A 26866-nucleotide genomic window follows, 5' to 3' on the forward strand; every position below is an offset into this window, starting at 1 on the left:
GGATGGCTGTAGTACGAACGTATGCGCGCGTGGCGCGAGATCAAATCGCCGCAAGCGGCCCTTCATTTAGCCGCGCACGAACCTGCTGCCAGCCTGGCATGTGCCGATCGAGAAGGGCTGCGAAGTGTTCGTTGTGGTTCGGCACAACAAAGTGAGCGAGCTCGTGAAGCGCAACATAGTCGAGGCAATCGACCGGAAACCGCGCGAGATCGAGGTTGAGCCTGACGGTGCGGTTGCCGGGGTTGCTGCTGCCCCATTTGGTGCGCATGCGCTGGACGTAGAAGCGGTCGAGTGAGACGCCGAGCCGCTCCTGCCATTTAGCAAGGAGCGGAGCGGCCTGACGGCGCACTTCGGCCCGATACCAGTCCTCAAGCACTTGGCGGCGCGTCGCAGCCGTCGCCTGATGCGGCGCACTGAGTTCAATCGAGCGGCTGCTGATTTCGACGCCGGGATCGCCATCTGCCAGGCGGAGCAGATAGCGCCGGCCCCAGAGATAATGGCTTTCGCGCTCCAGAAACTCGCGGGGCGTTTCACGCGGCTGCGCACAGATCTTCCGCTGATGGCGCTTGATCCAACCGATCTTCGCGACCGCGAAGAGCCGTATGCGTTCGAGGGTCATGTGATGGGGCGCTGAGATGCGCACCCGGCCTGTGGGCGGATAGACGCTGAGGTGGACGTTCTTGATGTCCTTGAACACCACATCGACCGACACGTCGCCAAGGCTGAGCACCTGCGCCATCAATACTCCCGCTGAGCCTTGATGATCGCGAAAACGCGTTCGACCTCGGCTTCTTCGCCAAGGACGTCGTACATGGCGGCCTTAATGACGCGCTCCTTCGGCTCGACGCCGCGCCAGCCATCCGGACGAGCATCCTTGACGGCGTGATCAACGCGAAGGGCCAGCTCCTCGTTCTCGCCGAGGTTATTGAAGAGCGCGCGCTTGCCGGGCGTGTCGAGGGTCGGCGGCGCTGCGGCCGCCGCGCCCTTACTGAGCTGGGCGGCGATCTCCGCGATGCGCTTGAGATAGGCTTCGTAGTCGATGGCCTTGGCCTTGCGGGCCCGGATGATCTCTTCGAGCAGCGCTGAAATCCGCTCGTAATAGGCGGGGTCGTTCAGGTGCTCTTTGACGATCTTGCTGCGGACATTGTTTTCAATCGTCTCGGCGATGGCCTGCTGATTGCCCTTGAGGCCCCCAAGCTGGCCCGCGATCACGGCGGCAATGCCGCTTTTGACGATGAGATCGACGAGGCTGATCCCGTCGAAGGGGGAGATTTTCCGCGGCTCGTCAGCCTCGATATAGGTATCGATGAGGTGCCGCATATCGGCCTCGTAGGCCTTGAGATCGAGGACTTCGCTGCTGGCCAGCTTGATCATGTCGCGCAGGCGAACGTAGTGCTCCACTTGGCCTTTGATCCGGGTGATGTCGTCTTTGCTGTAGCCGGCTTCCTCCATCTCGTCGGCGATGCCCGCATAGGACCGGACGAGTGAGGCGACCGCCTTGTAGAGCGCGGCGCGCTGCGGCTCGTGCTCCTCGAGATCGGTGGCGATCTCGGTGTTGCCGCAGAAATAGCGGATGTGCTCGAGCTCGCCGCGCGGCGGCTCGACTGGCTCACACAGTGTCGCCAGCACTTCGAGCGCGTCGTCCAGGCGCTCGCGGCCCTTCTCAAGGCGGTCCTTGATCAGGATTTCGGGGCTCGCGCCGCCGGCGCTGTCGTCGATCTCGGAGGTGTAGACGGAGATCGCGTTCTCGACCTTCTTGAAGAGGTCTTTGTAGTCGACGATGTGGCCGAATTCCTTGCCCTCACCGTCGAGGCGGTTCGTCCGGCAGATGGCCTGGAACAGGCCGTGATCCTGCATGGATTTGTCGATGTAGAGATAGGTGCAGCTGGGGGCGTCGAAGCCGGTCAGCAACTTATCGACGACGACCAGCAGCTTCATGTTCACCGGCTGGTGGATGAAGCGGTCTTTGACATCCTCTTCGTAGCTCTCGGTCCGGGACATTCCGGGCTTGGCTTCAACGTCCTTCAGGAGCGCCGTGTAAGTGTTGTAGATGAACTGCTTGTCGGTTTCGGAGTTGGCACCGGTTTCCTCCTTGGTTACATCCTGGGCTTGCGGGTTGTAGGAGGTGACGAGCGCGCAGCGCCCTTTGAGGGTGGTCTTCTGGAACGCCTCATAAAACTTGCAGGCTTCGTAGATGCTGGACGCGACCAGGATGGCGTTGCCGCGGTCGTCGCTCAGGCGCGGTTTAACGCCAAAGTCATGGGCGATGTCCATGACGATGCGCTCGATCCGGTGCCGCGAGCTGAGCACGGTCTGCATCGTGCCCCACTTCTTCTTGAGCTCGTCCTTCTGCCAGTGGTTGAGCCCCTTGGTCTTGGCGTCGAACCAGGCCTCGATCTTGTCCTCTGAGCCGAGCTTCTGGTCGATGTCGCGGGCCTCGTAGACGAGATCGAGGACCACCTCGTCGTCGACGGCTTCGCTGAACTTGTAAGTGTGGATGTAGCTCCCAAAGACCTCGAGACTGGTGGCCTTGTCCTGCTTCAGGAGCGGCGTCCCGGTGAAGCCGACGAAGACGGCGTTCGGCATCATGGCCTTCATGGCGCGATGGAGTTTGCCGCTCTGTGTACGGTGGCACTCATCAACGAAGACGAACACTTCGCCGACCGCGACGCTCGGCTGCTCTTCAAGCTCCTTGATGAAGGCATCGAACTCGTCGCCCTTGCGCCCGAACTTGTGGACGAGCGAGCACAGCAGGCGCGGCGCGGCCTGGCCGAGTTTGGCCATGAGATCGCGGCCACTGCTGGTGCGGTGGATTTGTTCGCCGGCATCGGTGAAGACGCGCTTGATCTGCTTATCGAGTTCGTCGCGGTCGGTGATGATCACGATGCGCGCGTTCGGGTTTTTCTCCAGGATCCACTTGGCGAGGAGCACCATGACGATGCTCTTCCCGGAGCCCTGGGTGTGCCAGATGATCCCGCCCTTGCGCTGGCGGACATGCTCCTGCGCCGCCTTGATCCCGAAATACTGGTGAACCCGGGGCAGCTTCTTCTGGCCGCCATCGAAGAGCACGAAGTCGTGCATGAGCTCGATGAGCCGGTCTTTCCGGCAAAGTTTCAGGAGATACTTGTCGAGCTTGAAGCGGGCGTTGTCGTCTTCATCTTCCTTCCACTTGAGGAAGAACTTCTCCTGCGTGCCGATGGTCCCGTACTGGAGCCCTTCGGAGTCGTTGCCTGCGAAGACGATCTGCGTCGTCGCGAAGAAGGCCTGGTTGAACTCAGGCATCTGGTTCGAGAGGAGCTGACGGATCCCGTCGCCGATGCTGACGCGGCTGCTCTTCAGCTCGATCACGCCGACGGCGATGCCGTTGATGTAGAGCACAAGGTCAGGCCGGCGCTCATGGCCGCCCTTGAGCGTCACCTCTTCGGCGACGGCAAAGTCATTGGCCTCCGGGTTTTTCCAGTCGATGACGGTAACGAGCTCGGTGACCTTGCCGGCCTCAACCTTCACCGGGACGCCGTAGCGGAGTAGCGAGTAGACTGCCTTGTTGTTGTCGTAGAGGCTGCGGCTGCTGTTGATCGCCGCTAGGCGAAGCCGGTAGGTGGCCGCCGCAATCTGCGCGTCGGAATGGCCCCGGCCTTTAAGCCAGGGCGTAAGATACTCTTCTTCGATGCAGCTGTTGCTCTGCCGGTCGGACCAGTCGCCGAGATAGTCATATTTGAGCTCATCGCGGAGGAGCTCGATCACTCTCCGCTGCGTCGCGCGCTCTGCCTTGCCGACGTGATCGCTCATGCGAATGCCACCCGAGAGGCAAGGAGCTCTCGTCCCATGCCTTGCTTGATCTTGCGAGCCTTATCAAGGCGAAGGCTTAGGGCTTCGATCTCTCGATCTAGGTCCGAAAGAACACAAGCGATCGCGACTTGCTCGTCCGGGGGTGGCACATCCAGCTTGATGGCGGACAGGAGGCGGCCATTTGTCAGAGCCCGCGTCGTGTACGAAGCCGTCGCCATGATCTGACGGCGTACATACTCTGAGCGGAGAACGTGACCTGCGAAGGCTGGCTTCAGTAGGTCTTGCTTTGGCCTAGCACGGAGGACGAAGCCACTGAAGACAGCGTTTGCCAGCTCGTCAGTCAGAACGGATGCCATGCCGATTTCGTCGACCGTTTCGGAGGTTCTCGTGAAAAAGACGTCGTCCTGGCGGGCCGAGTAGTTGGATCGCTCGACCGCGCTGACCGTCACCCTGCCTGCGAGGCTATTCGGCCGAATATAGGGACTAGAGAACACATCCATGTAGTTGATTATAGGCGTGCCGATCCCAAAGAACCGCTTCTCCTTGTTGAGCCCATTTTTGAACTCGTAGGCGTCACTGAGGGTGTGCGGATTCCAAGCTTGCGTGAAACCGGCAAGGCGACGTTCACCAGTCAGCAGCTCCTGTGCGAACCCTTGCTTGATCGCCTTCTTCTTAGTGATGAGTGCCTGAATTCCATCTATCTGAGCGTCAGCGTCGAGGAGCTTGCGCGCGATATCTTCCTGCTCTGCGATGGTAGACGGGAGAGGAACATAGAGATTATTGAGATCGCGCAGGTTGACGACGATCTGAGCGGAGCCAGCGCTCGGCTTCAGAAACTCAGCTCTGCCAACTGAAGAGTTTAGGTAGCAAGTCAGGAACTCTGGCAGCAACTCGTCGGTGGGTCGAAGCAACCCGACGGCGCGCGAGATATTCGCGCCTTCAAGGTCTGGCGGAACCACCGCGGCCTCGCCTGGGTAGCCGACGAGCGCAATCAAGACGTCGCCCATCTTGACGATGGTTCGCTTAAACTCGTCGCTCTTCGCGGGCGATACATGGGGCATGTCCCGGCCGATCCGGCCGGCCTTGATGTCGCCGCCGCGCACCATCGGCACACCGCTGCGCACGAAGGTCCCGGCGGTGACGATGCCATAAGTCGCATCCTGACTAAGCAGCGAGCGAAGGCGGGTCGGGGTCCACTCTGAACGGTTTGCTACCATGCGAACCCCATGGCCTTGAGATGGCCCTCAACCTTGGCTGATAGCTGCTCCGTGTTTGCGATCAGTGTCGGGAGAGACGTTTCATAGCGATCCCCGAGGGTTCGCGTCCTATCAGTCAATGTCTGGCTAATCCGATCCATCTCGCCGTGAATGTCAGCGTCCACCCGAGCGAGCCACTTTTCGTCGACGGCAAGGATCTGAACCTCTGGCTCGGTGAGCTTGGCGTACTGTGCGAGTGCTTTGGCGTCGAGTTCTGCCTCGGCGCGCTTCAGCCGCCTTTTGAGATCAGCCTCAACTTCCGAGAGGCGCAGCCACTCCTGAAGGGCGGCCAGTTCCTCCTCGGCGTCGGCTGCGCCCTTGAGGTCCTTTGTCTGTGCCTTGACGGACTTGGCCGTGATCTTGCGCTTGTCGCCTTCGCCCTCGACGACGTCAATCAATAGCCCTTCGTCGCCGGCGTTCTCATCCTCGTAAGTCGCCAAGGCGTCCGACGCTGCTTCAAGACTGGCGGTGAGCGTTTCAATCTCCGCTTGCTCGGTCTCGAAGTAACGCGCGACGATCAGGTCCTTAGGCACGAGGTCGCAGGCCCAACCCTTGTCCTTCTCCCTACCCTTCTTGTCCTTCTCGATGATCCGGTAGGGGATCGCCTTCCAGCCGTCCTGCGCGACGGCGTAAACGTCGTCCTGCATCGTCTCCGCCCAGTAGTCCATAAGGTGCTGGTAGACGTCGTATTTGTCGATGAGGGGCTTGCCGGCGTAGTGGCCGAGGAGGCTCTCCGAAGTCTCGAAGATCACGTCATTGGGGTGGACGCCAACCTTCAATGCCTTCAGCTTCTGCGCGGCCTTCGTGCGCCAAGCATCGAAGTGATCGCCCATCGATTCGATGAACGCGGCGAACTCCGGGTGCTCGTAGATCGTCGTCTTGATCGCCGCTTTGTCGGCCGCGAGCGCTACATAGCCAGGGCGCAGATCGCGGAAGAGCGCTGACCTCAACCCGGCGCACACTGCCCAATAGGCTTGAAGCGCATCGATATCGGCTTGCGGGATGCCGCCGCGGAGGTGGCCCTCGATATCCTGCCGGTCCTCCTGCTTCTGGCTGTCGATGTAGCGGGGGAGATTGAGGTTGAACTCGTTCTTCTCGATCTCTTCGAACGGGACCATGCGGGAGTAGCCAGGGAGATCGGCGAGCTTCGTGAAGGCGTCGACAATCTTGTGGATGTCCTGCGCGCGGAGGCGGTTCTTGGGGCCGTCTTTGATGAAGCCCTGAGAAGCGTCGACGATGAAGATGCCTTTACGGGCCTGCGCGTCCTTCTTGTCGATCAGGACGATGCAGGCGGGGATGCCGGTCCCGTAGAACAGGTTCGCCGGTAGGCCGATGATGCCTTTGATGTAGCCCCTGCGGACGAGCGAACGGCGGATCTCGGCTTCCGCGCCCCCGCGGAAGAGTACGCCGTGGGGCAGGATGCAGGCGCCGGTCCCGGTGCTCTTCAGGGAGCGGACGATGTGAAGGAGGTAGGCATAGTCGCCTTGCTTCGCCGGCGGGATGCCGAAGCCTTTGAAGCGGCCATGCTTGTCTTTGAGCGTGTCCAGGCCGGTGCTCCAGCGCTTGTCGCTGAAGGGCGGATTGGCGACGACAAAGTCGAAGGATTTGACGGTTTCACCGTCGAGGAATTTCGGGTCGGTGAGCGTGTTACCTTGCTCCACGATGGCGGTCGGGTTGTCGTGGAGGATCATGTTCATGCGCGCGAGGCCGCTGGTCGCCGCGTCTTTCTCCTGGCCGTAGAGAGTGACCTTGGCCTTCGCCTCGTCGCCGACCTTGAGGAGCAGTGATCCTGAGCCGCAGGTGGGGTCATAGACGGTCGTGTCGTTACTGGTCGCGGCCTGGCGGATGCCGATGATCTGCGCCATGACCCGGCTGACTTCGGCCGGCGTGTAGAATTGACCTTTGGACTTGCCACTCTCCGTCGCGAAGTGACGCATCAGATATTCGTAGGCGTCGCCGAGAATGTCGTCGCCTTCGGCGCGGTTCTTAGAGAAGTCGAGGCTCGGCGCTTCGAAGATGGCGATGAGGTCCGTCAGGCGATCGACCATCTCCTTCCCGGAACCGAGCTTCACCGCGTCGTTGAAATCGGGGAAGTCCGCCTGGTTGAGCTGCTGGTTCGCGGTCGCCAGAGGCGCGATGATCTTCTTATTGATCTGGTCGCCGATGTCCGGCTTGCCCTTGAGCGCCACCATGTCGGCGAACGACGCGCCTTCGGGGATATTGATCGGCGCGAACTTCCGGCCCGCGTATTTGTCGCTCACATATTTGATGAACAGAAGCGAGAGGACGTAGTCCTTATACTGGCTGGCATCCATCCCGCCGCGCAGCGCGTCGCAGCTCGCCCAGATTGAGCTGTAGAGTTCGGATTTCTTGATAGCCATTCGCACTCGTCCAAGCCGCGAGCCTCAAGACGGCAGTCCGGCGATTCCCACCCATTGTGCGCGATCCGGGGGCCTCCCGATAGTGCTACGAAGGGGGCTTGGACTTCTGCAGAAGCTCTAGTCGGTGCCGGTCGCTCAAACTCCGAAGATCAGGTGAGCGTCGGCTGCTGACTGCGCGCGGCGAAGCTTGAATTGAGGGCGGAAGGCAGCCCTTCCGAACGTCGCCTAAGAGTCAGGTTACGCCGCTCTAGATGCGCGGGCGGGTGTTATACGAGACGGACGATTGCTCGTGGCCGCGATCTAGGCGTTCGAATCGTGTCCGGCGCACCAATATCGGCGCGCAGAATCGAATGCCGGCGACCACTACGCCTACGCAGCAGCGCTCTGAGGCACGAATTCCGTGCTCGCCAGCCCTCAACCGCCATATGGCCCTGACCACGGTCCATGCCGACAGGTTCGCCCGCCTCGACCTAAGGAGGTAGCCCGGCTAGTGAATCGATAATGGCGCAGGTTGACCTCTTTCCCCGCATAGATCTGTCTGAGACTTGGTCTCGGGCGGACTTGATCGCGCGGCCGTGCCCAGCGCCGACGGCGGCGGGGGTCTATGCCTGGTTCTTCTCCCGTGTCCCGCCTGGGATCGACGCCGCCGGCTGTTACGTCGCTGATGGCTGGACGCTGCTCTATGTCGGGATCTCGCCCAAAGAGCCGCCAACCAACGGACGGCCGCCGTCGCGCTCAACCCTGCGCCAGCGGCTGCGGACCCACTTCACCGGCAACTCTGCCGGCTCGACCCTTCGCAAGACCTTGGGCTGCCTCTTGGCCGACGACCTCGGCATCGCTCTGCGCCGCGTCGGGAGCGGCGACCGCTACACCCTGACCAATCCCGGCGAGCAGCGCCTTGACGCCTGGATGGCTGACTATTGCCGAGTGGCCTGGCGCGAAGTCGCCGCCCCCTGGCAGCTGGAGCGCGAGATCCTGTCTTCCGGGCTGATCCTGCCCCTCAATATCCGGGACAATCCCAGCTTAGCGCATACGGCGGTAGTCCAGGCCGCTCGCGCGACCGCCATGCGGGCGGCCGATGCTCTGCCGGTGATCGGTGACAGCGGCGGTCCACGGCGCGCGCGATGACCAACTTCTGCGGACCTTATGCATTGGAAATTCCCGCCCCACGCCAGAGTGCCGGGTAGGTCTTGGGCTGCCGTTATAAGGCTGGAGCGCAGGGTGATCGACAGGCGCTGGCGGCAGCAATCTATGCGGACGAGTTGGTCGCCCGGTCGACGTGGGGACTAGACCAGATGGCAGCCTCCAGTTGCGTTTGCCCGCAAACCCACTTCTAACTTGGCCTTGGCTAGGAGAAATGGGCCATCAATTCGCGATCGTCATCCCAAAATAACGAGCGGTTTCGGTTGCCTCGAGGAACCAGCCAAAAAATTTCACGCCCGGACTTCCGGTCGCACCTGAACTGCTCTTGAGCTTGGCATGAGCAAGTCGTCGCCGGATCAACAGCACCAGGAGACCGCCCCAAAGCGGGCGGCGCCGCTGACGTGCTGCCGGACAAGCGGTGAGCCGTACACTCGGCACCAAGGCGTCGAGGATGAAATCGCCTGCGCCCTAAACCTCCCGCATACCGAATGGTGCGACCGAACCTGGCGTATCGAGACGCTAGTACATCTCATCCGCCTCCGTCGGCACGACAATGACCCACAGGTTCTTGGTATGCTTACGTATCAGTTTCTCGAACGCGTGAAGCCGATCGTCGATCGCTGGTCACGCGGATACGGCCCAGCCGATAGCGAGGAAATTCACGTGGCCGTCGCCAATGAGCTTGGCGATCTACTCAACAAGTTTCCTCCGTCTCGTACGGCCGAATATCTTGAGATCGATGCAGCGACCGTCGTCAAACAGGCGACCCTCCGTGCGATTGGGCCAGATCGTCCAAAAGCTCGGGATTTTCAGTCGGCAGACCAGAATGACGACGGGCACTACACGCCGACCGTCGAACGCCTTGCATCACAGGATCCTGATCCCGTCGATCAACTCGTCGCCAAGATGGAAGCGGAGGCTGGCGGCGCGTTGAGATACCTCAATGCGGTGACCGATTCTCGCCATCGCGAGGCTTTCATCCTCCGGTACCTTTACAACTGGCCGGTCAAAGACGCGCCTGACGGCGTGCCGACCCTCTGTGAGAGATACAAGAAGAGCGACCGACAAATACGAACTTGGATCAACACAGCAAGAGAGCAGATGCGCGCAGCGCATGGAGCAGAGTCATGAGCCGTATGGATCAACCAACGGCGGACGACGTCATCTTCGACCTTCTCGTCGACGGCGTCGCGCCGACGCACGAAAATCTTATGGAGGCCATTGCCTCCCATCCGCAGCACCGCGAAGCGCTGGTGACGTTCTTCGCCAATCTCGCCGTTCAAACAGCTCTGGAAGGCGACGCGCCTTCTTTTGGCTGCAGCGTGGAACAATTTGCGAACATCGGCGTGAGCCGGGTTTTGGCACATCGCAATCATGCGCCGGAGCGGCCCACAGATCCCGATAGCGAGAGTGTGGCTGAACAAGCGCCACCTCCGGCCGCGCGCTTGTTGCACTTGGTCCGCGCTAGTGGCCGAAGCGAAGATCAGGTTGCCTCGGGCGCCGGTCTGGACTTGGGTCTGATGATGAAGCTTGATCGCCGTCGGATCGTCGGCAGGCGGCCTATGGAGCTTTTTCGGCGAATAGCCGCCGAGCTGCATATCCCGCCTGCACATGTGATCGCTTCGGCCACCGGCCCGCCGATCGCATCCTCCAGGGGCAACTTGCGAAAGGCAAAGGGGCAAATACAAATCGTAACCGAGACGTTTGAGGAGGCTATCAACGCCTCCACGCTCTCGGATGACCTGAAGGCTTTTTGGCTACAGCGACTAGCGGATGGGAGTGAGCCGACGGCATGAGTGCTTGGTCGGAACTACGCGCCATGGCCGCAGCATGGCACGAGGACCTGAATCCTCAGGCCGGCCTGTTGCGGGCGGACGCCCTCCTGGCCGCAGCGGAGCAGTCGAGCGGCGTCAAAGTTATGGTGTTGCCAGAGGGCGACGCGCTCCTGGACAACACCGAAGCCTCCTACGATCCCGACGGTCCGAGAATTCTCGTCTCAGCCGCGCTGAGCGCTGAGGAACGCGCCTTTCACGTCGCCCACGAGTTCGGGCACCACCGTTTGCACCATCCGAAAGACGACTGCCATCACGGAGACGTCGATCCATATTCGGCGTCCGAGCCAGAGAGCTCGGCGGTGGGCGAAAGCGATGCCTATAGCCCCAAACAGCGCAGGGAAGCCCAAGCCAATGTCTATGGCAGGGAGCTGTTGCTCCCTCGTGGACGGTTGAGAGCAGCATGTTTGGAGCAAAGCCTGACGGCAGATTCAATTGCTGCCGCGCTGGGCCTTCCTTTGAATCTAGTCCAGCAACAGATGGCCGACGCGCTCTTGCTGCCAGAGGATCGGCCACCCGCTACGGCCGGAGCAAGCCCGCCATTGGATGATAGCCAACGTGAGGCGGCTGAGGCAGACGCCGGTCCGGTGCAAGTGCGAGCTGGTCCCGGCACCGGCAAGACACGGACCCTAGTGGCACGGACGGCGTGGTTGATCCGCGAGAAACACGTCGATCCAGCATCCATACTTGCCCTAACCTATTCAAACGCCAGCGCCGATGATCTTTCTCGCCGGCTGCGCCTAGAGCTGGGCACCGAGGCAACTGCGGTCTGGTGCAGTACGTTTCACGCCTTCGGCCAGGAGATGCTGCGGCTGTACGGGGATCGCTTAGGCCTTTCGAGTACGCCGAAGCTCGTTGACCGCGCCGACTCTCTGTTTCTGTTGGAGGCTGAACTCCATCAGCTTCAGCTCGACTACTATTTCGAACTCCAGGAGCCTCTTCGCGGCCTCAAGTCGGTCCTGAACGCCATTTCGCGCGCCAAGGACGAGCTATGTGACCCACAGGCCTATCGAGCGCGCGCCGCAGCGATGGCGCCCGGCGAAGCCCGGGATAAGGCGCTGGAGGCGGCTCACATATATGCGGTCTATCAAGGGGCGCTTGAGGCCCGTGGCTGGATGGACTTTGGAGATCTCATCTCTCGCAGTGTCGATCTGCTGCGGAACCACGCCGATGTCGCCGCCGAAGTTCGCCAGCGGTACGGCCATGTCCTGGTCGACGAGTACCAGGATATGAACACCGCGAGCGCGACGCTGCTCAAGCTGCTCTCTACCCCCGCCGCCGGACCTTGGGTGGTCGGTGACGTCCGACAATCGATCTATCGTTTTCGCGGTGCGTCACCGCTCAACATGAGCACGTTTGCCGAAGTTTTTCCCGGCGCCCAGGTCAAGGACTTGGCGGTCAACTACCGCTCGGGCGGGCGCATCGTCCGGCTGTTTGACACCTACGGACGTGCGATGGCGGCCGCGCCGTTTGCGTCGAAAGATGAACTCTGTCCCAACCGAGGTAAGGGGACGGGGGAGGTCGCCTATCGCGTCGCCACAGACCGGGAGACCGAGGCCGAAGGCTTGGCGCAGGAGATCTTGGCGCGGCAGGCGGACGGTTTCAGCAAGCATGCCGTGTTGGGGCGAACGCACGGTGTGCTCACCACATTGGCCGCACATTTCGAGCGTGCAGGTGTGCCAGCGCTCTACTTCGGTGATTTCTTCGAGCGCACGGAAATCCGTGATCTGCTGTCGCTGATTTCCGTCGCCGGAGAACGCGATGGGGTCGGCCTGCTGCGGGTGGCGCAGTTCGAGCGCTACTCCGTACCGGTGCTGGACATCCTGGAACTGTTCCGGTTCAGGCAGACAGCGGACATCACCATGCTGGCGGCGTTGAAACGCCTGACCGAAGTGTCGTTGTCTGAGCCAGGGCGCGCTGGTTTGAAGATCCTCGCTAGCGACCTTGCGGGCGTCGACTTCAAGACCCCACCGCACGCTCTCCTCGCAACCTTCCTTTTTGGCAAACCCGCCGCGATCTATCGCGCGCCGTTCGCCGGCAGCGATGTGGCGTCCCAGCAACGTCAGCTCGCCGTGTATCAACTTCTCACCCTGGCATTCGGGCATCGGTCACCTGGAAACCGCGATTCCAAACGGGACCTTCTTGAGCACATCCGACGGCTTGAAGTTCTCGACGAGGAGAAGGAGCTCCGTCGTCTTCCGGCCGCAGCTTCCGGCATCGATGCCGTACAGCTCATGACGGTGCACGCCGCCAAAGGCCTGGAATTTGAGCACGTCTACGTTCCGTCCGTCAGCCCGTCCTGGTTTCCCCCAAACGCCCGACCGGACCTCTGTCCGTTGCCGCCAGGCATCGCGGCGGATGACGCACTGATGACGACGGACGCCGAGGAAGAAAGCTTGATGTTCGTGGCCCTATCCCGGGCCAAGGACCGGTTGACTGTCTCCCGGGCAAATCGATATGGCGGGGCTTCAAGGCCCAATCCGTCAAAACTTCTCAAGCCGCTGTCATCTATCTTGGTGCCAAGCGGTGAACCGTCCCCTCAATGGACAGCTGCGGGTCCAACCGACCCCAGCCCGACACTGCAAAAGGCGCCGGATGGGCTCTCGCCGGAGCTGGCTGTCAGCGCCCTCGAAGACTACATGGGCTGCCCGCGCCGCTACTATTACGGTGAGGCCTTGGGGCTGTCTCGCCGCCTCGCTGACACACCGTACCTACGGTTCCACGGTGTCATACGGGCAGGCCTGGATTGGCTACGCGCGCAACCTGCCCGGTCGACCGCCGACGTAGCCACCCACCTTGACTCCACCTGGTCCACGCGTGGCCCAGCCGACCACCCGGCGGCTACTCACTACAGAGGCGCCGCGCAGAGGATGTTGGCGAACGCCGGTGCGGCAATGAACGGCGAGATCTTGGCTACGGAACGCCGCCTCACAATCGAGGGAGTGACGATTACCGCGCGCGCCGATCACATCCAGTCGGTCGGCGGCGCCGTGGTTATTCAGCGCCTCAAAGCCGGGCGCTTGGCTAAGAGCGGTGAGTCCGCGAAGGCGCGCTACGCGCTTCTCCAGGCCATGGTGAAGCGGGACGAGGGCGTGACGGCCAGCTTTATGCACATCTCGCTACTCGATGGTGGCGAGAAGGACGGGACGGTTGACGCAAGCAAGCTGACTCAGGCGGTCGACGAGGCCGCGGCGGCGCTGAATGCTATCGCCGCGGGCAGGTTCGATCCAAAGCGCAACAGCCGCAACTGCCCCACCTGCCCATTCTTTTTCATCTGCCCGACCGACGGGCTAAGCCCCTAGCGAGAAATTCCTGCGACCGACTTCCGGTCTCGCTTCCCTCGCTCTTGGACCTCTTGCGGCGGTGAAACCCGCCCCACTTCAGCAAGAGGTTTTTCCAATGTCCCAACTGAAACTGTTCCTCCAGATCGAGGGCCGCCGGTCCATCGAACTGATCGAGATCGCCGAGGATGCGGGCCCCGACGTGGTTCTCGCCGCTGCGGCCGCCCTCGGCCTGGCCATCGAGGAGGCCATGGTCTTCGCCGGTGAAGACGAGCACCCGCTGCACTCCGACAAGCCCCTCCGCCACCAAGGCGTGAAGGACAAGCACCGGGTCCATGTGCACCGCTGCAAGAAGATCAAAGTCGCCCTGCACTACGCCGACACGCCCGAAGCGCATCACCAATTCGCGCCCACGGCCACGGTCCATCACGTCAAGCGCTGGTACGTGAACGAACTGAAAATGTCCCCGGTCGACGCCAGCGAGCACGTTCTCCAGATCACCGGCACCACCGACCGGCCGGACCCGGACGTGCAGATCGGCGCCCTGGTGTCGGGCCGCTGCGAGCTGACGTTCAGCCTCGTGCCGGTCAAGCGGGTCGAGGGCTAACATGAACGCGCTGCTCCCCCGCCCGGACGAGCAGGCCCTGCGGGACGAGGTGGCGGGGGGCGACTTTCAGCTCGCCGTCCACCTCGGCCGTTGGCGTGTCATCCGTATCGCCTGGCCAATCGCCCAGGTCGAGATTTCTGCTGCGTGCCGCACCGGCGCCCCTGAGGTCTACGGCTTCCAGTTCGACTGCACAGGCTATCCGCAAAACCCGCCGACGGCGCGCCCTTGGTCGACCGCGACGGACACTCCGCTCCCCTTCGGTCAATGGCCTGCCGGCGTGCGGCGGGTCTCGGCGGTGTTTCGCCCTGACTGGCAAAATGGGGTCTGCCTGTATGCGCCGTGCGACCGCCTGAGCATCGCCGGCCATGCGAACTGGCGGCAGGAGCATCCGGCGTACATCTGGCGCCCCGAAAAGGGCCTGCAGCTGTACCTCGAATTCCTGCACGAGCTGCTGAACAGCGAGGACTATACGGGGGTGCGTGGTGGCTGACGAACTCTTCATCCCACGCGGTAAGTGGCTGACCCTGATGTCCGAGTTGCGTCAGCGTGGCGGAGGGAGGACCGAAAGTGGCGCCTTCCTGCTTGGCAAGCGTCAGGGCGACCGGCGCCTGTACGAGACGTGCGTCTTCTACGACGAGGTCGATGCGAACGCTTACAGCACCGGGGTATGCGTCCTTTACGCTGACGCCTTCGACAAGCTTTGGGGCATTTGCCGCTCTTCCGGTTTGCAGGTGCTCGCCGACGTCCACACTCACGGTGGCTACGCGACGCAGAGCGAGGCCGATCGGCGCAACCCTATGATCGCCAGGCCCGGGCACCTCGCTCTGATAGTCGAACGCTTCGCGAGCGACCCGGTGTGGCGTCACCGCATGGGCCTCTACCGGTACGAGGGTTCGCACACGTGGACCGATTTCAGCGGATGGCGCAGCCGTCGCATCCTCAAGACGGGAACTTTCGCCTGATGAACAAGATGATCACCGACACGCGCCCCGACACTCTGCATCGGGGGGTCAAGATGGCTTTGGACAACGGCGAGGTCGACAGCGTCGAAGCTGCTTACGCCCTGTTCGCCGGCTACCGGATGGCCATCGGGCTGGGCTTCGGTGCTGGCCAATCGCCCGCCGTTCAAGCCGCCTTGCTGACCATGATCAACTGCGGCCGACGAGCTTTGTTGGGCGGGGTGGAAGTCATTGGCGACCTCAACGTTCCTCTGTTGGTCGAGCTTCCCGGCCTTGGCGAAACGTTGGGGGACGCGGTGGTGGCCCTGGGCGGAACTCCCAAGACGGAGGTTTCGCCCGGCACCTCGCTTGCCTGGCTGGGCATCGGGGCACCAGCTACAGCGCTGCAAGTCACCTTCGGCGACTGGCGCGGCGGTGTCTTCGTCGCCGGGGAAAACGAGCGCCTAGCCGAAGGCGTGAATGACATACCCGCCGCCGTGTTGGCCGGCGCCCTTGCGGTCGCCGAGATCTTCCAGCGCTTGCGTGGCAATCCCATGGCTGGCGACCGCGAAGTGGGGCTCTCGCTTTGGGATCCGGCGGCTCCTTGGCGCAGCGCGGCGGGTCCGGCGTCCTGGGTGGCCCCGAGCAAGCTTTGGATCCTCGGCCTTGGCCACCTTGGCCAGGCCTTTCTGTGGGTCTTCGGCCTGCTGCCGTTCGAGCAGGCGGCCGACGTCGAACTTACGCTCCAAGATTTCGACCGCCTCGCTCTCGCTAATGACAGCACCTCGGTGTTGACCGGGACCGACATGGTCGGCCGCCTCAAGACCCGCGAAATGGCCGTGTGGGCGGAAGCACGGGGCTTCCAAACCCGACTCATCGAACGCCGCTTCGCCGGGGATGTCGCTTTGGCCGAAGACGACCCACGGATCCTCTTCTGTGGCGTCGACAACGCCGAGGCGCGTGCGATGCTTGAGGATCCGCACTTTGACCTAGTGGTTGATGCGGGGCTGGGGGCCGGACCGCAGGAGTATCTGGCCATGCGGCTGCACGCGTTCCCCGGCCCGGTGACGGCCCGCGCGCGGTGGGGTGACGCCTCTGGCGCCCGCACTGCGGACGCCAAGGCGGTGGCGACTGCGGCCGCTTATCGGGACCTAGCGGAGCGCGGCCTAGATGACTGCGGGCTGCTGGAAATTGCCTCCAGAACCGTCGGCGTACCCTTTGTCGGCGTAATCGCCGCCACACTGGCGCTTATGGAGATCGTCCGTCGCCTCAACCATGGCCCCAGCCTCGGCGTACTTGACCTGACCCTTCGGGACGTTAGCGCCAGACAGGTTGTTGATGGCCCGACGCTGAAGCGGTTCAACCCTGGTTACACGAACCTGCGCTAGTGTCCTCAGCGAGGGATGGTCGGAAACACCACCTGCCATCTCTCACTAAAAACGGCGGCAGGCTGAAGGGTGAGCCTTTTCGGTGTTGGTGGGGGGAGATGCGGTGGCAACAGCCAGACAGGAGCTGGGGAAGTTCGGCGAGGAATACGTCTCTCGGCAATGCGTGTGTCCTAAGTGCAAGCGCGCCAAGACCCTCGTCAGGCTGCCACCCAACTTCAAATGCGCCGACCTGATCTGCGACTTTTGCGGATACCTCGCCCAGGTGAAGGCTACCCGGGTGACGGACGTGGACGTGGTTCCTCGCACGATCTTGGGCGCCGCCTGGGGGCCTCAAAGGGAGCGGATGGCGTCTGGCGTCTACTTTCCGCTCTTCCTCGTCCTGGTCTCGGAGGTGGCGACGGCGATCTACTATCTTTCAGCCGACTTGCAGACGCCGGAGATGTTCAAAGAACGGAATCCCCTCTCGCCTACCGCGAAGCGCGCGGGTTGGCAGGGCTTTCTCTACGACCTTACGAGCGTGCGTGGTCGCGTCGTTCGCGTTGGCTAGCGCTCTCGAAAACAGCGTGCAACGGCTACTCGGCGGCGTGTTCGAAGTATCCAGGTCCAGCGTCTGTTAGACGCTCGGCTACCCCACTTGAGCCAAGCCAATCGACCCACAGCGCAAGGAATTCCTCAAAGGCCGGGACTGCTATGCGCAAGAGGCGAAGTTCATCCCCGCCATCGCCTTGGCGCCTACTAGCGAACCCCAGCATGTTCGTAGCGGAGTAGGTGTGCCCGCCTTCAGCATCAAGGTAGGTCACACCGCCATGGGCCAAACTGTTCCTGATTGCGATGAGCACTTCTCCGGCCCCTGCATCGGCGGCGGCTTGACGGGCGTCGACTTGAGCCAAAGCTTTGAGGGCATGACTAGGCCACTGCCCGCCGACCTGGAACGACTTGGTCCTCGCGTAGCTCCAGGCGCCATCGCGGTAGAACGGTGCATCGCCAAAGCGACATCCTTGTCCAAGGTGTTGCGCGATGTGGCCGGCAAGCTTGGGGTCGAGTGCGCTATCGTCAGCGACCCCGCTCTTGTTCCAAACCACTGGCTTAAAGATGCGCTCGATCGGCAACACGATAATTGGGGTCGCCATCGCCAACAGGAAGGTCGTCTTTAGCGGCCCGCCCCATTGGCCGGCGGGATCGGAGTCCTCCTCAACCTTCGCACTAAGCATCGCTATTAGCGCTTGGCAGCGAGCCGGTATTTCGGAGCTGTAGTGAACCGGCCTGCCCATCGGTTTTGCCTCTTTGGTGGTGTTGGTCGCAGCAGGAATGTCTGGCGGGATCGACTGCGGGATCGACTGCAAGATAAAAGGGCCGGGACCTTTGGTCGCTAGGCCGTTGATGGTGTTAGAGAATTTCCGGGACCCTACTTTAGGGGAGGTCCCGGGCTTCAACGATTTCCCTTAGCATTCCGCAGCTTATCCGGGACCAATCGTCTCCGAGTTAGCCACTCCACGCCCTGAAGTGCTTGGTGGAACGAGGGCCGGACGGGCTGTTGAGCGTCAAGGGTGCGCGCCTTGGCGCGCATCGCGGAGCGACGGCGAAGCCGCCCTTGACCCTCAGCATCCCGCCCGGCAGAGGCTCTCCAAGCGCTTTAGGCGAGCACCGACCTTTCAGGTCTTGGCTCCCTCGCCATCGGGTTGCCCTCCCTGACAGAACAGTGCGAGCCTTCCTCTCTAGTGGTGTTGGAGAGGCCTTGATGGCGGACGAACAGGACAGGTTGGCGAAGCTCACGGCTGGTGTCGTAGCGGCCTATGTCAGCGCTCATAACGTCATGGTCGGTGATCTGCCTGGGCTGATCGCCAGCGTCTACGGCGCCTTGAGCAGAGCTGGTTTGCCCGACGCAGCGCCGGTCGCCGCGCAACCGGCGATGAAGCTCACGGCGGCGCAGATCCGCAAGAGCATCACGCCGGACGCCTTGATCAGCTTTATCGATGGTCGCCCGTACAAGACCCTCAAGCGGCATCTCGGCGCGCACGGCATCAGCGTTGAGGACTACAAGGGTAGGTATGGCCTGCCGGACGAGTATCCGATGTCAGCGCCAGCCTACAGCGCTGCACGTAGCGCCATGGCGAAGGCCATTGGCCTGGGGCAGGGGGGGCGCAAGCCTAAGAGTGTTGCCAAGAAGCGCTAGGTCGAGGCTGCGTCCTGGAGCTGCTTCAGGCGGGCTTCGCAGAGCTCGCGGACCAGAGCTTGGAGCAGTTCGACGCGCTCCTGGATCCAGGTCAGCTCCTCGGCGGTGATCTTGTAGTGCGGCGAATAGCGGGCCTTCACATAGGCCGCGCGCAGCAGCTCGAAGCAGCGTTTGTGGAATTTGGTGTCGGTCGGCCAGACCTCTGCGAGGCGTGGGTCCAGCGGTTCGGCCAGGCCGCGTAGGCGCACGAGATTGTGGGACTTTGGTGCATAGAGAGAAACGGCGAGCAGCAGGCAGTTGTAGAGGCTCTCAGCTGCTTGGTGCAGCGAGAAAGCAGCCAGCTTGGGGTGCCCTTGGGCGACGTAAAATTCCGCGCCGGCGACTAAGGCCGAGGCTGGATTAAACCACTCTTCGTAGTAGGCGCGACTCTCATCCAAGGCTTGCTCGGCGGAAAGCGGTTTGGGTTCGAGAAGGTCGTGGCCAGGCTCTTCGAATAGCACCACGCCATCGCGGACGATGTCGGTGAAGAAGTAGCGGCCCAGCCGCAGTTGCTCGTTCACATCGTCGAGGTCGTGGACGATGAAGTTCACCGGCGTACGCAGGCGCTGTCCGGCCGACAGCTCGTCGAGCAGGCGCTTCTCTGCCCCTTCCCAGAACTCCAGGGTATCGGCGAGCTTCTCCTGATCGACCACGATCAGGAGATCGTAGTCGGAGAAGTACCGTCCCACCGGGTCCTCGACCCAATCGCCCCGGGCGTACGATCCGAAGAGGATGATCTTGAGGATCTTGCCCTGCCCGAGCGTCCCCGAGCGCTTGGCGACCTCCTCGGCGAAAGCCCCTTTCAGGATCTCGACCACAAACGCCAGCTCGCGCTGCTTTCCGGCCGGCAGATGGTCGATGGAGTTGCCCATGCCTGCTGTCTCGCCCGCAGCCCGCTGCGTGGCAAGAGCCTCCTCAGCCCGCTCTGCGCGGTGATGTTCGGGCTTGGTCATCCGTCACTCTGAACCACGAGAACAATACCAAAGCTGAGTCTACACGTTGGGGTTGGGCGCAGCCAGTGGAGCTTCATCCCAGGCCCGCCGCTGTCAGCCGCCGACGAAGATCGAGATCCCAGTCATCTTCAATGAGGGCGATGGGCGAGGGCGGCGCTGGCGGCTTAGGCGGACTTCCGCCCCCTTTGGGACGACCGCCATAACCCTTGCCAATGCGTGGGTCGGGCGGTGTGGGATCAAGCACCGGATCACCGATCCTTCGACTGGGCAGCAGCGGCCAGGCCCGCTCAGGCGGCGGCTCGCCGCGCCGACGCACACGCCCCATGTCGATGATGAACCGCGACAGCTTTTCCTGACCGGTCAGGAGGTGGTCGCCCAGAAGCTTGGCGCGGGTGATGTAGCCGGCGTTCACGCCAGGGATCGAGTGGTTCATCATCAGGTGCATGTCGATCTCGGAGAGACCGCAGGCCTGACCGAGAGTGCGGTAGCTCTGGCGAAGATCGTTGCCCCATTTGAAAAGCTTCGAGCGTGGCTCGTCATGCTCGGCCAGATGGCCCACGCCGCTGTTGGCCGCGAAGATCCAGGTCCGCGCTTGCTTGGGATGAAGCAGGCGGCTGACCCGCATGGCCCGGATGAGGCAGTGGATCATGGGACGTGAGAGGGGGATGTCGAACGCCCTGGAGGGGCCACCCTTCGGGTTGGGTATCCGCAGCAGCCGCTTGGCGAAATTGATGTGCTCGACCTTGGCCACCAGCAGGGCGCCCGGCCGGCTTCCCGACAGCAGGAGGAAGAGGTGGAACTCCCGCCGGATCGGGTGACGCAGGCGGCCAGCTTCCGTGAACCAGCGCGGAAGATCGCTCGTCCCCATGGCGGTGTCCTTGCGACGCTCGACGTTCCAGTCGACCCCGAAGGTCGGGTTGTCGGCGGGCAGGGCGCGGCAGGTCTTGCGGGCGTGGTTGTAGATGGCGCGTAGGGTACGCATGGCGCCATTGGCCGCGTATGGACCGTGCTGGCTGCTTATCTTGTCGTGCCGGTCGGCGACCATCCTGGGGTTCTCGCCCAAGGTCAGCATGGGGTAGTCCAGCCAGTCGCGGAGCAAGCGTTCGACGTGATCCTGGTAGCTGGCGATCGTCCATCCACTGCGCCCGCGCCGCTGCATGTGGGACTCGCGGTACCGCGCCCAGGCTTCGCGTAAGGTCGGGCCTAGATCGGCCTTCGGCGCAGCTACCGAGCCTTCCGGCGGCTCGCCCTTGGCGATGGCCGCCAACCTGGCCTTGGCCTCAGCGCGCGCTTCGCGCGCGCTGATCTCCTCGGCGTCGCCGATGCGGACCTTGACGCTCCGGCGCTTGGCGCCTTGCCAGAGGTCGCCCTGGGCATAGTAGGTCTTGCGTCGTGATCCGACGATCAGGAAAAACCCGCCAAGCACCTCGTCGCGCGCGACGTAGCGCCCGCCATCAGAAAACGGCAGAGCGGCCACGGAGCGGTCCGTCAGCGCCAGCCGAATTGGATCATTCCGTGAACTGGCCATTGAACACACCCGGAACGTTGTGTCGGTGGTTGGGACGGTGTTTGCACACCCCAACGACAGCGCCTGAAACATCGACAGGGTGGCCGGGTCTACGATTTTATCAAGTCATGCCAAGGGGTTAGGCGAAGTCTGGCGTAGAAAATCTAAGGATAGGATGTTCTCGGAATGTCCAACCGCCGCCGCTACGAATCTGAGGGTCGGACGTTCGGATCTGGCGCTACTTTCACCCGAGCCTTGAAGTCGAACGTCACGGTGTTTCCGAGCGCTGGGTTCGGGCGCTTTCACACGGCCTTTTTGTCATTAACCCTGGATGCGTCATTCAGCCGCAGAGGTGCGCGTGAAAGCGCAACCGTGAAGGGTGATCCCTGGCCGTGGCAGCTCTTGAGGGGCGCAAACTTGGCCTTTTGCCGGCCCTGGCGGCAAATTGCCGCTCCGCCTCAGGTTGTCCGGTTTACCTTACCTTAAGGCTAAGGCCCACAAAGTTTCCACAAGCGAATATTCCGCATAACGTCGATATATATTTGCTGTGGGGGCGACTGTATTGTCTGAGGTCGGAGAGAGAACGATTTCGTTCGCCGGTGAGGTGACGATCTCGAATATCGGTGAGGCTCACGAGCAGCTCGGCGCTTTGCTGCGCGAGCAGGACTCCGTCGTCGTCGACGTTGAAGACCTCACTGAAACTGATCTGACATTCGTCCAACTCTTGGAATCTGCTCGCCGCAAGGCAAGCGAAAGCGGCGTCGGCCTGTCGCTCAACAAGCCGGCCGCTGGCGCTCTACTGGAAGTCCTCCGGCGCGGTGGGTTTCTCGACAACGACACCTCGGACCGCGCCCAGTTCTGGCTTCAAGGGGCAGCTCAATGACCGCCATCCTCACCGTCGACGACTCCGCCTCCATCCGCCAGGCGATCAAGATCGCCCTGAGCGGCGAGGGCTATGCCGTGACCGAGGCCGTCAATGGCCAGGACGGCCTGGACAAGGGCAGCGCGGGCGGCTTCGACCTGATCGTCACCGACCTGAACATGCCGGTCATGGACGGCCTGGCCATGATCCGCGAGCTGCGCCAGCGCCCGGCCGGGGCCGGCGTGCCGATCCTGTTCCTGACCACCGAGAGCGACGCCGAGATCAAGGCTCAAGCGAAAGCGGCCGGCGCGACCGGCTGGCTGACCAAGCCCTTCGACCCTGAACAGCTGGTTCGGGTCGTGAAGAAGGTCCTCGCCAAGTGAGCGGCCAGGATCCCGTCGAGATTTTCCGCCAGGAAGCGCAGGAGCTGTTCGAAGACATCGAGCAGGGCCTTCTGGACCTGGCGCACCGCCCCGGCGACCGTGACCTGGTCGACGCGGTGTTCCGCGGGCTCCACACCCTGAAGGGCTCGGGCGCCATGTTCGGCTTCGACGCCCTGGCCGCCTTCACCCACCACTGCGAAACCGCCTTCGACCGCGTCCGCAAGGGCGAGGTCGCCGCGACGTCCGAGCTGGTCGGCGCCGTCCTGGCCTGCCAGGACCACATGCGCGCCCTGGCCGAGGGCCGTCCCGCTGAACAAGCGACCGGCGACGCCCTGCTGGCCGAGCTGCACCGCGTGGTCGCCAGCGCCGGCGGCGCCGAGGCGGCTCCGGTCGCCGCGCCCGCCGCTCCGGGCCTCAACACCTGGCGCGTGAAGTTCAGCCTGCCGGCCGACGCCCTGGTCAACGGCACCCGCCCCCTGCCGCTGCTGGACGAACTGCGCGAGCTGGGCGAGTGCACGGTCGCCGCCGTCACCGACGCCATTCCCGACTTCGACGCCCTGGTCCCGACCGAGTGCCACCTGGCCTGGGACGTGACCCTGGTCACCAAGCACGGCCGCGACGCGATCGAGGACGTCTTCATCTTCGTGATCGACGACATGACCCTGGACATCCAGGATCTGACCGACGCGCCGGTTGAAGTCGTCGCCGAGGCCGTCGTCGAAGCCGCGCCTGTCGCTCAAGCCGCGCAGGCCGCCGCACCGGAAGCCGCCAACGAAGGCCGCGCCGCCAAGGCCGGCGGCGACACCGTCCGCGTCCCGGCCGAGCGCCTGGACGAGATGATGGACCGCGTCGGCGAGCTGGTCATCGCCCAGTCGCGCCTGAAGCAGCTGGCCGCCAGCAGCAGCGACATCGCCCTGCGCGCCGTCGCCGAGGAAATCGAGCGCCTGGCCTCGGAAATGCGCGACACCATGATGGTCGTCCGCATGGTGCCGATCGCCCAGCTGTTCGGCCGCTTCCGCCGCCTGATCCACGACCTGGCCCGCGACACCGGCAAAACCATCGAGCTGTCGACCGAGGGCGAAGCCACCGAGCTGGACAAGACGGTCATCGAGCGCCTGGCCGATCCGCTGATCCACCTGATCCGCAACTCGGCCGACCACGGCCTGGAAACCCCCGAGCAGCGCATCGCCGCCGGCAAGTCCGCCGCCGGCCACATCGTGCTGGCCGCCCGCCAGTCGGGCGCCGAGGTGGTGATCACCATCACCGACGACGGCCGCGGCGTCGACCGCGCCCGCGTCCGCGCCAAGGCCGAGGAAAACGGCCTGATCCAGCCCGGCCAGGTGCTGAGCGACAACGAGCTGCTGCAGCTGATCTTCGCCCCCGGTTTCTCGACCGCGGCGGCGATCACCAACCTGTCGGGTCGCGGCGTCGGCATGGACGTCGTCAAGAAGACCATCGAGGGCCTGCGCGGCGCGATTGAGATCACCAGCACGCCGGGCCACGGCTCGGTGGTGTCGCTGCGCATCCCGCTGACCCTGGCGATCATCGACGGCCTGCTCGTGCGGGTCGGGACCAGCCGCTACGTCATCCCGCTGTCCTCGGTCGAGGAATGCGTGGAGCTGTCGGTCGAGCAGGACGTCCGCTCGGCGGGCCGCAGCCTGATCACGCTGCGCGACCAGCTGGTGCCGTTCATCCGCCTACGGCAAATGTTCAACACGGGCCTGGCCCCGGATCCCCACCAGAAGATCGTCGTGGTCTCCACGGGGCAGGAGCGCGTGGGCCTGGTCGTCGACCAGATCCTGGGCGACCACCAGACCGTCATCAAGCCGCTGTCGCCCTTCCACGCCGATGTCGGCGCCTTCTCGGGCGCGACGATCCTGGGCGACGGGGGCGTGGCGCTGATCCTCGACATCGGCAGCCTGGTGGCCGCCGGCCAACGTCAGGACGCGCAGCTGCGCGCCGCCGGTTGAGGAAGGGCAGGACATGAACACCGAACTTTCCCAAGGTCCGATCGAAGCCCTGACCTTCGACCTTTACGGCGAGACCTTCGCCCTGGAGGCCGGTCTGGTACGTGAAGTGCTGGACCTGCTGCCGGAGACCGGCGTGCCGGGCGCCCCCGCCTTCGTCAACGCCGTGATCAATTTCCGCGGCCGGGTCATCCCGCTGATCGACCTGCGCGTGGCCTTCGACATGGACGCCCGTGAGCCGACGATCGACAGCCGCATCGTCGTCATCGAGCACGCCCTGGACGGCGAGCCCACCCTGATCGGCCTGCGCGCCGACAAGGTGCACGAGGTCACCACCATCCATCGCGACATCACCGAGGAGGCGCCCCGCGTCGGCCTGCGGTGGCGCGCGGACTTCATTCGCCTGCTGGCGCGCCGGGACGGCGACGTGATCGTCATTCCCGACCTCGACCAGATCTTCGCGGCGCGCGGCCAATCGACCGCCACCGTCACCCCCATCCACGCGCCGCAAGCCTGAGCCGGAACCCAAAGATGCGCTTCACGATCAAACTCAAGCTCGGCCTGGCCTTCGGCCTCCTCATCGTCCTGATGACGGCCGCGACGCTGCTGGGCATCAGCTCGCTGAACAAGATCAACACGGCCCAGACCGAGATGATCGCCGGTCCGATGGCGCAGCTTCAGCGCGCCCAGGCCGCCAATATCGCCCTGCTGCAGATCACCCGCGCCCAGAAGAACATGGCGCTGGCGACCGACAACGAGGAACTGCACAGCCAGAACGGCAAGGCCGACAAGCAGCGCAAGGTCGTCGAGGGGCTGATCACCGAAGGCCTGGCCAAGGCGTCGTCGGACGAGGCCAAGGTCAAGTGGAACGCTCTCGAGCAGGACTGGGAAGCCTATGCCGCCGTCGACCTGAAGCAGCGTGACGCCATGATGACGGGCCGCCGCGCCGAAGCCGTCACCATGATGTCGACCGTGCAGCGCCCGCTGACCAATGCCGTCACCCAGAAGGTCGACGACCTGGTCGCCTACAACACCCAGCAACTGCATGACGCCGATGAAGCCGGCAACCAGACCTTCTCCACCGCGCGCAACGTCCTGATCACGGTGCTGGTCGGCTCGCTGCTGATGGCCATCGCCGCCGCCGCCTGGATCTCGATCACGATCGGCAAGGGCCTGGGCAAGATCGCCAGCCTGGCCGACGCCGTCGCCTTGGGCGACCTGGACCAGCGCGTCAACGTCACCACCAACGACGAGATCAAGGACCTGGTCGAGACGGTCAATCGCATGACCGAGAACCTGCGCGCCACGGCCGCCGTGGCCGACAAGGTGGCCGACGGCGACCTGACCGTCGAAACCAAGCCGCTGTCGGACAAGGACACCCTGGGCATCGCGCTCGAGCGCATGGTCGAGCGTCTGCGCGGCGTGGTCTCGGACGCCATCTCGGCCTCGGAAAACGTCTCGGCCGGCAGCCAGGAGCTGTCGTCGGCCTCGGAGCAGGTCAGCCAGGGCGCCACTGAGCAGGCCTCGTCGGCCGAAGAGGCTTCGGCCTCGATGGAAGAGATGGCCGCCAACATCAAGCAGAACGCCGACAACGCCGCCCAGACCGAGAAGATCGCTCGCCAGTCGGCTCAGGACGCCGAAGCTTCGGGTGACGCCGTCAACCGCGCCGTCGACGCCATGCAGACGATCGCCGAGAAGATCGCGATCGTGCAGGAAATCGCCCGCCAGACCGATCTGCTGGCCCTCAATGCCGCCGTCGAGGCTGCTCGGGCCGGCGAGCACGGCCGCGGCTTCGCCGTCGTCGCCTCGGAAGTGCGCAAGCTGGCCGAGCGTTCGCAGACCGCCGCCACCGAGATCAGCGCCGTGTCTTCGAACACCGTCAAGGCCGCCCAGTCGGCCGGCGAGATGCTGACCACCCTGGTGCCGAACATCCGCAAGACCGCCGAACTGGTCAGCGAAATCAGCGCCGCCTGCCGCGAGCAGGACATCGGCGCCTCGCAGATCAACGAGGCCATCCAGCAGCTGGACAAGGTCACCCAACAGAACGCTTCGGCCTCGGAGCAGATGTCGGCGACCTCGGAAGAACTGGCCGCCCAGGCCGAAGAGCTGCAGACCTCGATCGCCTACTTCCGCCTGTCGAACGGCGGCAGCGCCCGCAAGGCCGCCGCGGCTCCGGTGGTCCGCCTGCCGGCCCGCGCCGCCAAGCCCGCCGCCGTGTCCAAGGCTCCCGCCCGCAAGGCGCCGCGCGCCGTCGCCGCCCAGCAGGCTCGCGCCCAGGGTTTCGCCCTGGACCTGAGCCAGGGCGGTCCGGACGCCGACGACCGCGAATTCACTGAATACTAGCCCCCAAGTTTACTGACCCTCGAC

Annotated in this window: 22 protein-coding genes; 15 read left to right on the forward strand and 7 right to left on the reverse strand. The window is 63.6% G+C overall.

Features of this window, described 5'->3' with window-relative positions:
- Positions 1-40: 40 nt before the first annotated feature.
- Genes AC1RRR_RS14205 through AC1RRR_RS14220 form a run of 4 tightly spaced genes read right to left on the reverse strand, consistent with a single transcriptional unit; the run spans position 41 to position 7426 of the window.
- Positions 41-739, reverse strand: coding sequence for a M48 family metallopeptidase (locus AC1RRR_RS14205; RefSeq protein WP_492814009.1), 699 nt, complete (start codon positions 737-739; stop codon positions 41-43).
- The gene (locus AC1RRR_RS14210; RefSeq protein ID WP_492814011.1) at positions 739-3789 is read right to left on the reverse strand and encodes a type I restriction endonuclease subunit R; all 3051 of its coding nucleotides are present in this window, start codon (positions 3787-3789) and stop codon (positions 739-741) included. The genes AC1RRR_RS14205 and AC1RRR_RS14210 overlap by 1 nt, the downstream gene beginning before the upstream one ends.
- Positions 3786-5006, reverse strand: a complete 1221-nt coding sequence (locus AC1RRR_RS14215) for a restriction endonuclease subunit S (RefSeq protein ID WP_492814013.1) — start codon at positions 5004-5006, stop codon at positions 3786-3788. Before AC1RRR_RS14215 ends, AC1RRR_RS14210 begins: the two co-directional genes overlap by 4 nt.
- Entirely contained in the window at positions 5000-7426 is a 2427-nt protein-coding gene (locus AC1RRR_RS14220) for a type I restriction-modification system subunit M (RefSeq protein ID WP_492814015.1), read from the reverse strand. Before AC1RRR_RS14220 ends, AC1RRR_RS14215 begins: the two co-directional genes overlap by 7 nt.
- Before the next feature lie 561 nt (positions 7427-7987).
- On the opposite strand from AC1RRR_RS14220, the gene AC1RRR_RS14225 reads away from it, so the two are divergent.
- The 9 genes from AC1RRR_RS14225 to AC1RRR_RS14265 all read left to right on the forward strand — a co-directional run bounded on the left by AC1RRR_RS14225 (position 7988) and on the right by AC1RRR_RS14265 (position 17162).
- The gene (locus AC1RRR_RS14225; protein WP_492814017.1) at positions 7988-8554 is read left to right on the forward strand and encodes a GIY-YIG nuclease family protein; all 567 of its coding nucleotides are present in this window, start codon (positions 7988-7990) and stop codon (positions 8552-8554) included.
- A 351-nt stretch (positions 8555-8905) separates the two neighbouring features.
- The gene (locus tag AC1RRR_RS14230; protein ID WP_492814019.1) at positions 8906-9700 is read left to right on the forward strand and encodes a sigma-70 RNA polymerase sigma factor region 4 domain-containing protein; all 795 of its coding nucleotides are present in this window, start codon (positions 8906-8908) and stop codon (positions 9698-9700) included.
- Positions 9697-10365, forward strand: a complete 669-nt coding sequence (locus AC1RRR_RS14235) for a hypothetical protein (protein WP_492814021.1) — start codon at positions 9697-9699, stop codon at positions 10363-10365. The genes AC1RRR_RS14230 and AC1RRR_RS14235 overlap by 4 nt, the downstream gene beginning before the upstream one ends.
- A gap of 23 nt (positions 10366-10388) precedes the next feature.
- A complete protein-coding gene (locus tag AC1RRR_RS14240; RefSeq protein WP_492814023.1) occupies positions 10389-13703 on the forward strand; it encodes a UvrD-helicase domain-containing protein in 3315 nt (1104 codons plus the stop codon).
- Between the two features lie 97 nt (positions 13704-13800).
- Positions 13801-14289: a hypothetical protein gene (locus tag AC1RRR_RS14245; protein ID WP_492814025.1), complete on the forward strand. Its 489-nt coding sequence runs from the start codon at positions 13801-13803 to the stop codon at positions 14287-14289.
- 1 nt (position 14290) lies between these two features.
- A complete protein-coding gene (locus tag AC1RRR_RS14250; protein ID WP_492814027.1) occupies positions 14291-14779 on the forward strand; it encodes a DUF7665 family protein in 489 nt (162 codons plus the stop codon).
- Positions 14772-15251, forward strand: a complete 480-nt coding sequence (locus AC1RRR_RS14255) for a hypothetical protein (RefSeq protein WP_492814028.1) — start codon at positions 14772-14774, stop codon at positions 15249-15251. Before AC1RRR_RS14250 ends, AC1RRR_RS14255 begins: the two co-directional genes overlap by 8 nt.
- Complete coding sequence (locus tag AC1RRR_RS14260; RefSeq protein ID WP_492814030.1) at positions 15251-16615, forward strand: hypothetical protein; 1365 nt, start codon at positions 15251-15253, stop codon at positions 16613-16615. The genes AC1RRR_RS14255 and AC1RRR_RS14260 overlap by 1 nt, the downstream gene beginning before the upstream one ends.
- A 103-nt stretch (positions 16616-16718) precedes the next feature.
- Entirely contained in the window at positions 16719-17162 is a 444-nt protein-coding gene (locus tag AC1RRR_RS14265) for a DpnI domain-containing protein (protein ID WP_492814031.1), read from the forward strand.
- A gap of 25 nt (positions 17163-17187) precedes the next feature.
- On the opposite strand, the gene AC1RRR_RS14270 is transcribed toward AC1RRR_RS14265, so the two are convergent.
- Positions 17188-17958, reverse strand: coding sequence for a hypothetical protein (locus AC1RRR_RS14270; RefSeq protein ID WP_492814033.1), 771 nt, complete (start codon positions 17956-17958; stop codon positions 17188-17190).
- A gap of 395 nt (positions 17959-18353) precedes the next feature.
- On the opposite strand from AC1RRR_RS14270, the gene AC1RRR_RS14275 reads away from it, so the two are divergent.
- Entirely contained in the window at positions 18354-18788 is a 435-nt protein-coding gene (locus AC1RRR_RS14275; RefSeq protein WP_492814034.1) for a Ros/MucR family transcriptional regulator, read from the forward strand.
- On the opposite strand, the gene AC1RRR_RS14280 is transcribed toward AC1RRR_RS14275, so the two are convergent.
- Positions 18785-19780 (reverse strand): HEPN domain-containing protein, encoded by a 996-nt coding sequence (locus AC1RRR_RS14280; protein WP_492814036.1) that lies wholly within the window; start codon positions 19778-19780, stop codon positions 18785-18787. The genes AC1RRR_RS14275 and AC1RRR_RS14280 overlap by 4 nt on opposite strands.
- Before the next feature lie 73 nt (positions 19781-19853).
- A complete protein-coding gene (locus AC1RRR_RS14285) occupies positions 19854-21380 on the reverse strand; it encodes an integrase arm-type DNA-binding domain-containing protein (protein WP_492814037.1) in 1527 nt (508 codons plus the stop codon).
- Between the two features lie 469 nt (positions 21381-21849).
- On the opposite strand from AC1RRR_RS14285, the gene AC1RRR_RS14290 reads away from it, so the two are divergent.
- From AC1RRR_RS14290 to AC1RRR_RS14310, 5 genes are read left to right on the forward strand one after another with little or no spacing between them, the layout of a single operon-like run.
- Positions 21850-22170: an STAS domain-containing protein gene (locus AC1RRR_RS14290; protein WP_492814038.1), complete on the forward strand. Its 321-nt coding sequence runs from the start codon at positions 21850-21852 to the stop codon at positions 22168-22170.
- On the forward strand, positions 22167-22532 hold the full coding sequence (locus AC1RRR_RS14295) for a response regulator (protein WP_291876031.1): 366 nt from the start codon (positions 22167-22169) through the stop codon (positions 22530-22532). The genes AC1RRR_RS14290 and AC1RRR_RS14295 overlap by 4 nt, the downstream gene beginning before the upstream one ends.
- On the forward strand, positions 22529-24502 hold the full coding sequence (locus AC1RRR_RS14300; protein WP_492814039.1) for a chemotaxis protein CheA: 1974 nt from the start codon (positions 22529-22531) through the stop codon (positions 24500-24502). Before AC1RRR_RS14295 ends, AC1RRR_RS14300 begins: the two co-directional genes overlap by 4 nt.
- A gap of 13 nt (positions 24503-24515) precedes the next feature.
- On the forward strand, positions 24516-25016 hold the full coding sequence (locus tag AC1RRR_RS14305) for a chemotaxis protein CheW (RefSeq protein ID WP_492814041.1): 501 nt from the start codon (positions 24516-24518) through the stop codon (positions 25014-25016).
- 14 nt (positions 25017-25030) lie between these two features.
- Positions 25031-26842 (forward strand): methyl-accepting chemotaxis protein, encoded by a 1812-nt coding sequence (locus tag AC1RRR_RS14310; protein WP_492814043.1) that lies wholly within the window; start codon positions 25031-25033, stop codon positions 26840-26842.
- Positions 26843-26866: the final 24 nt, after the last annotated feature.

The organism is Caulobacter sp. GW821-FHT12D05 (assembly GCF_058807295.1).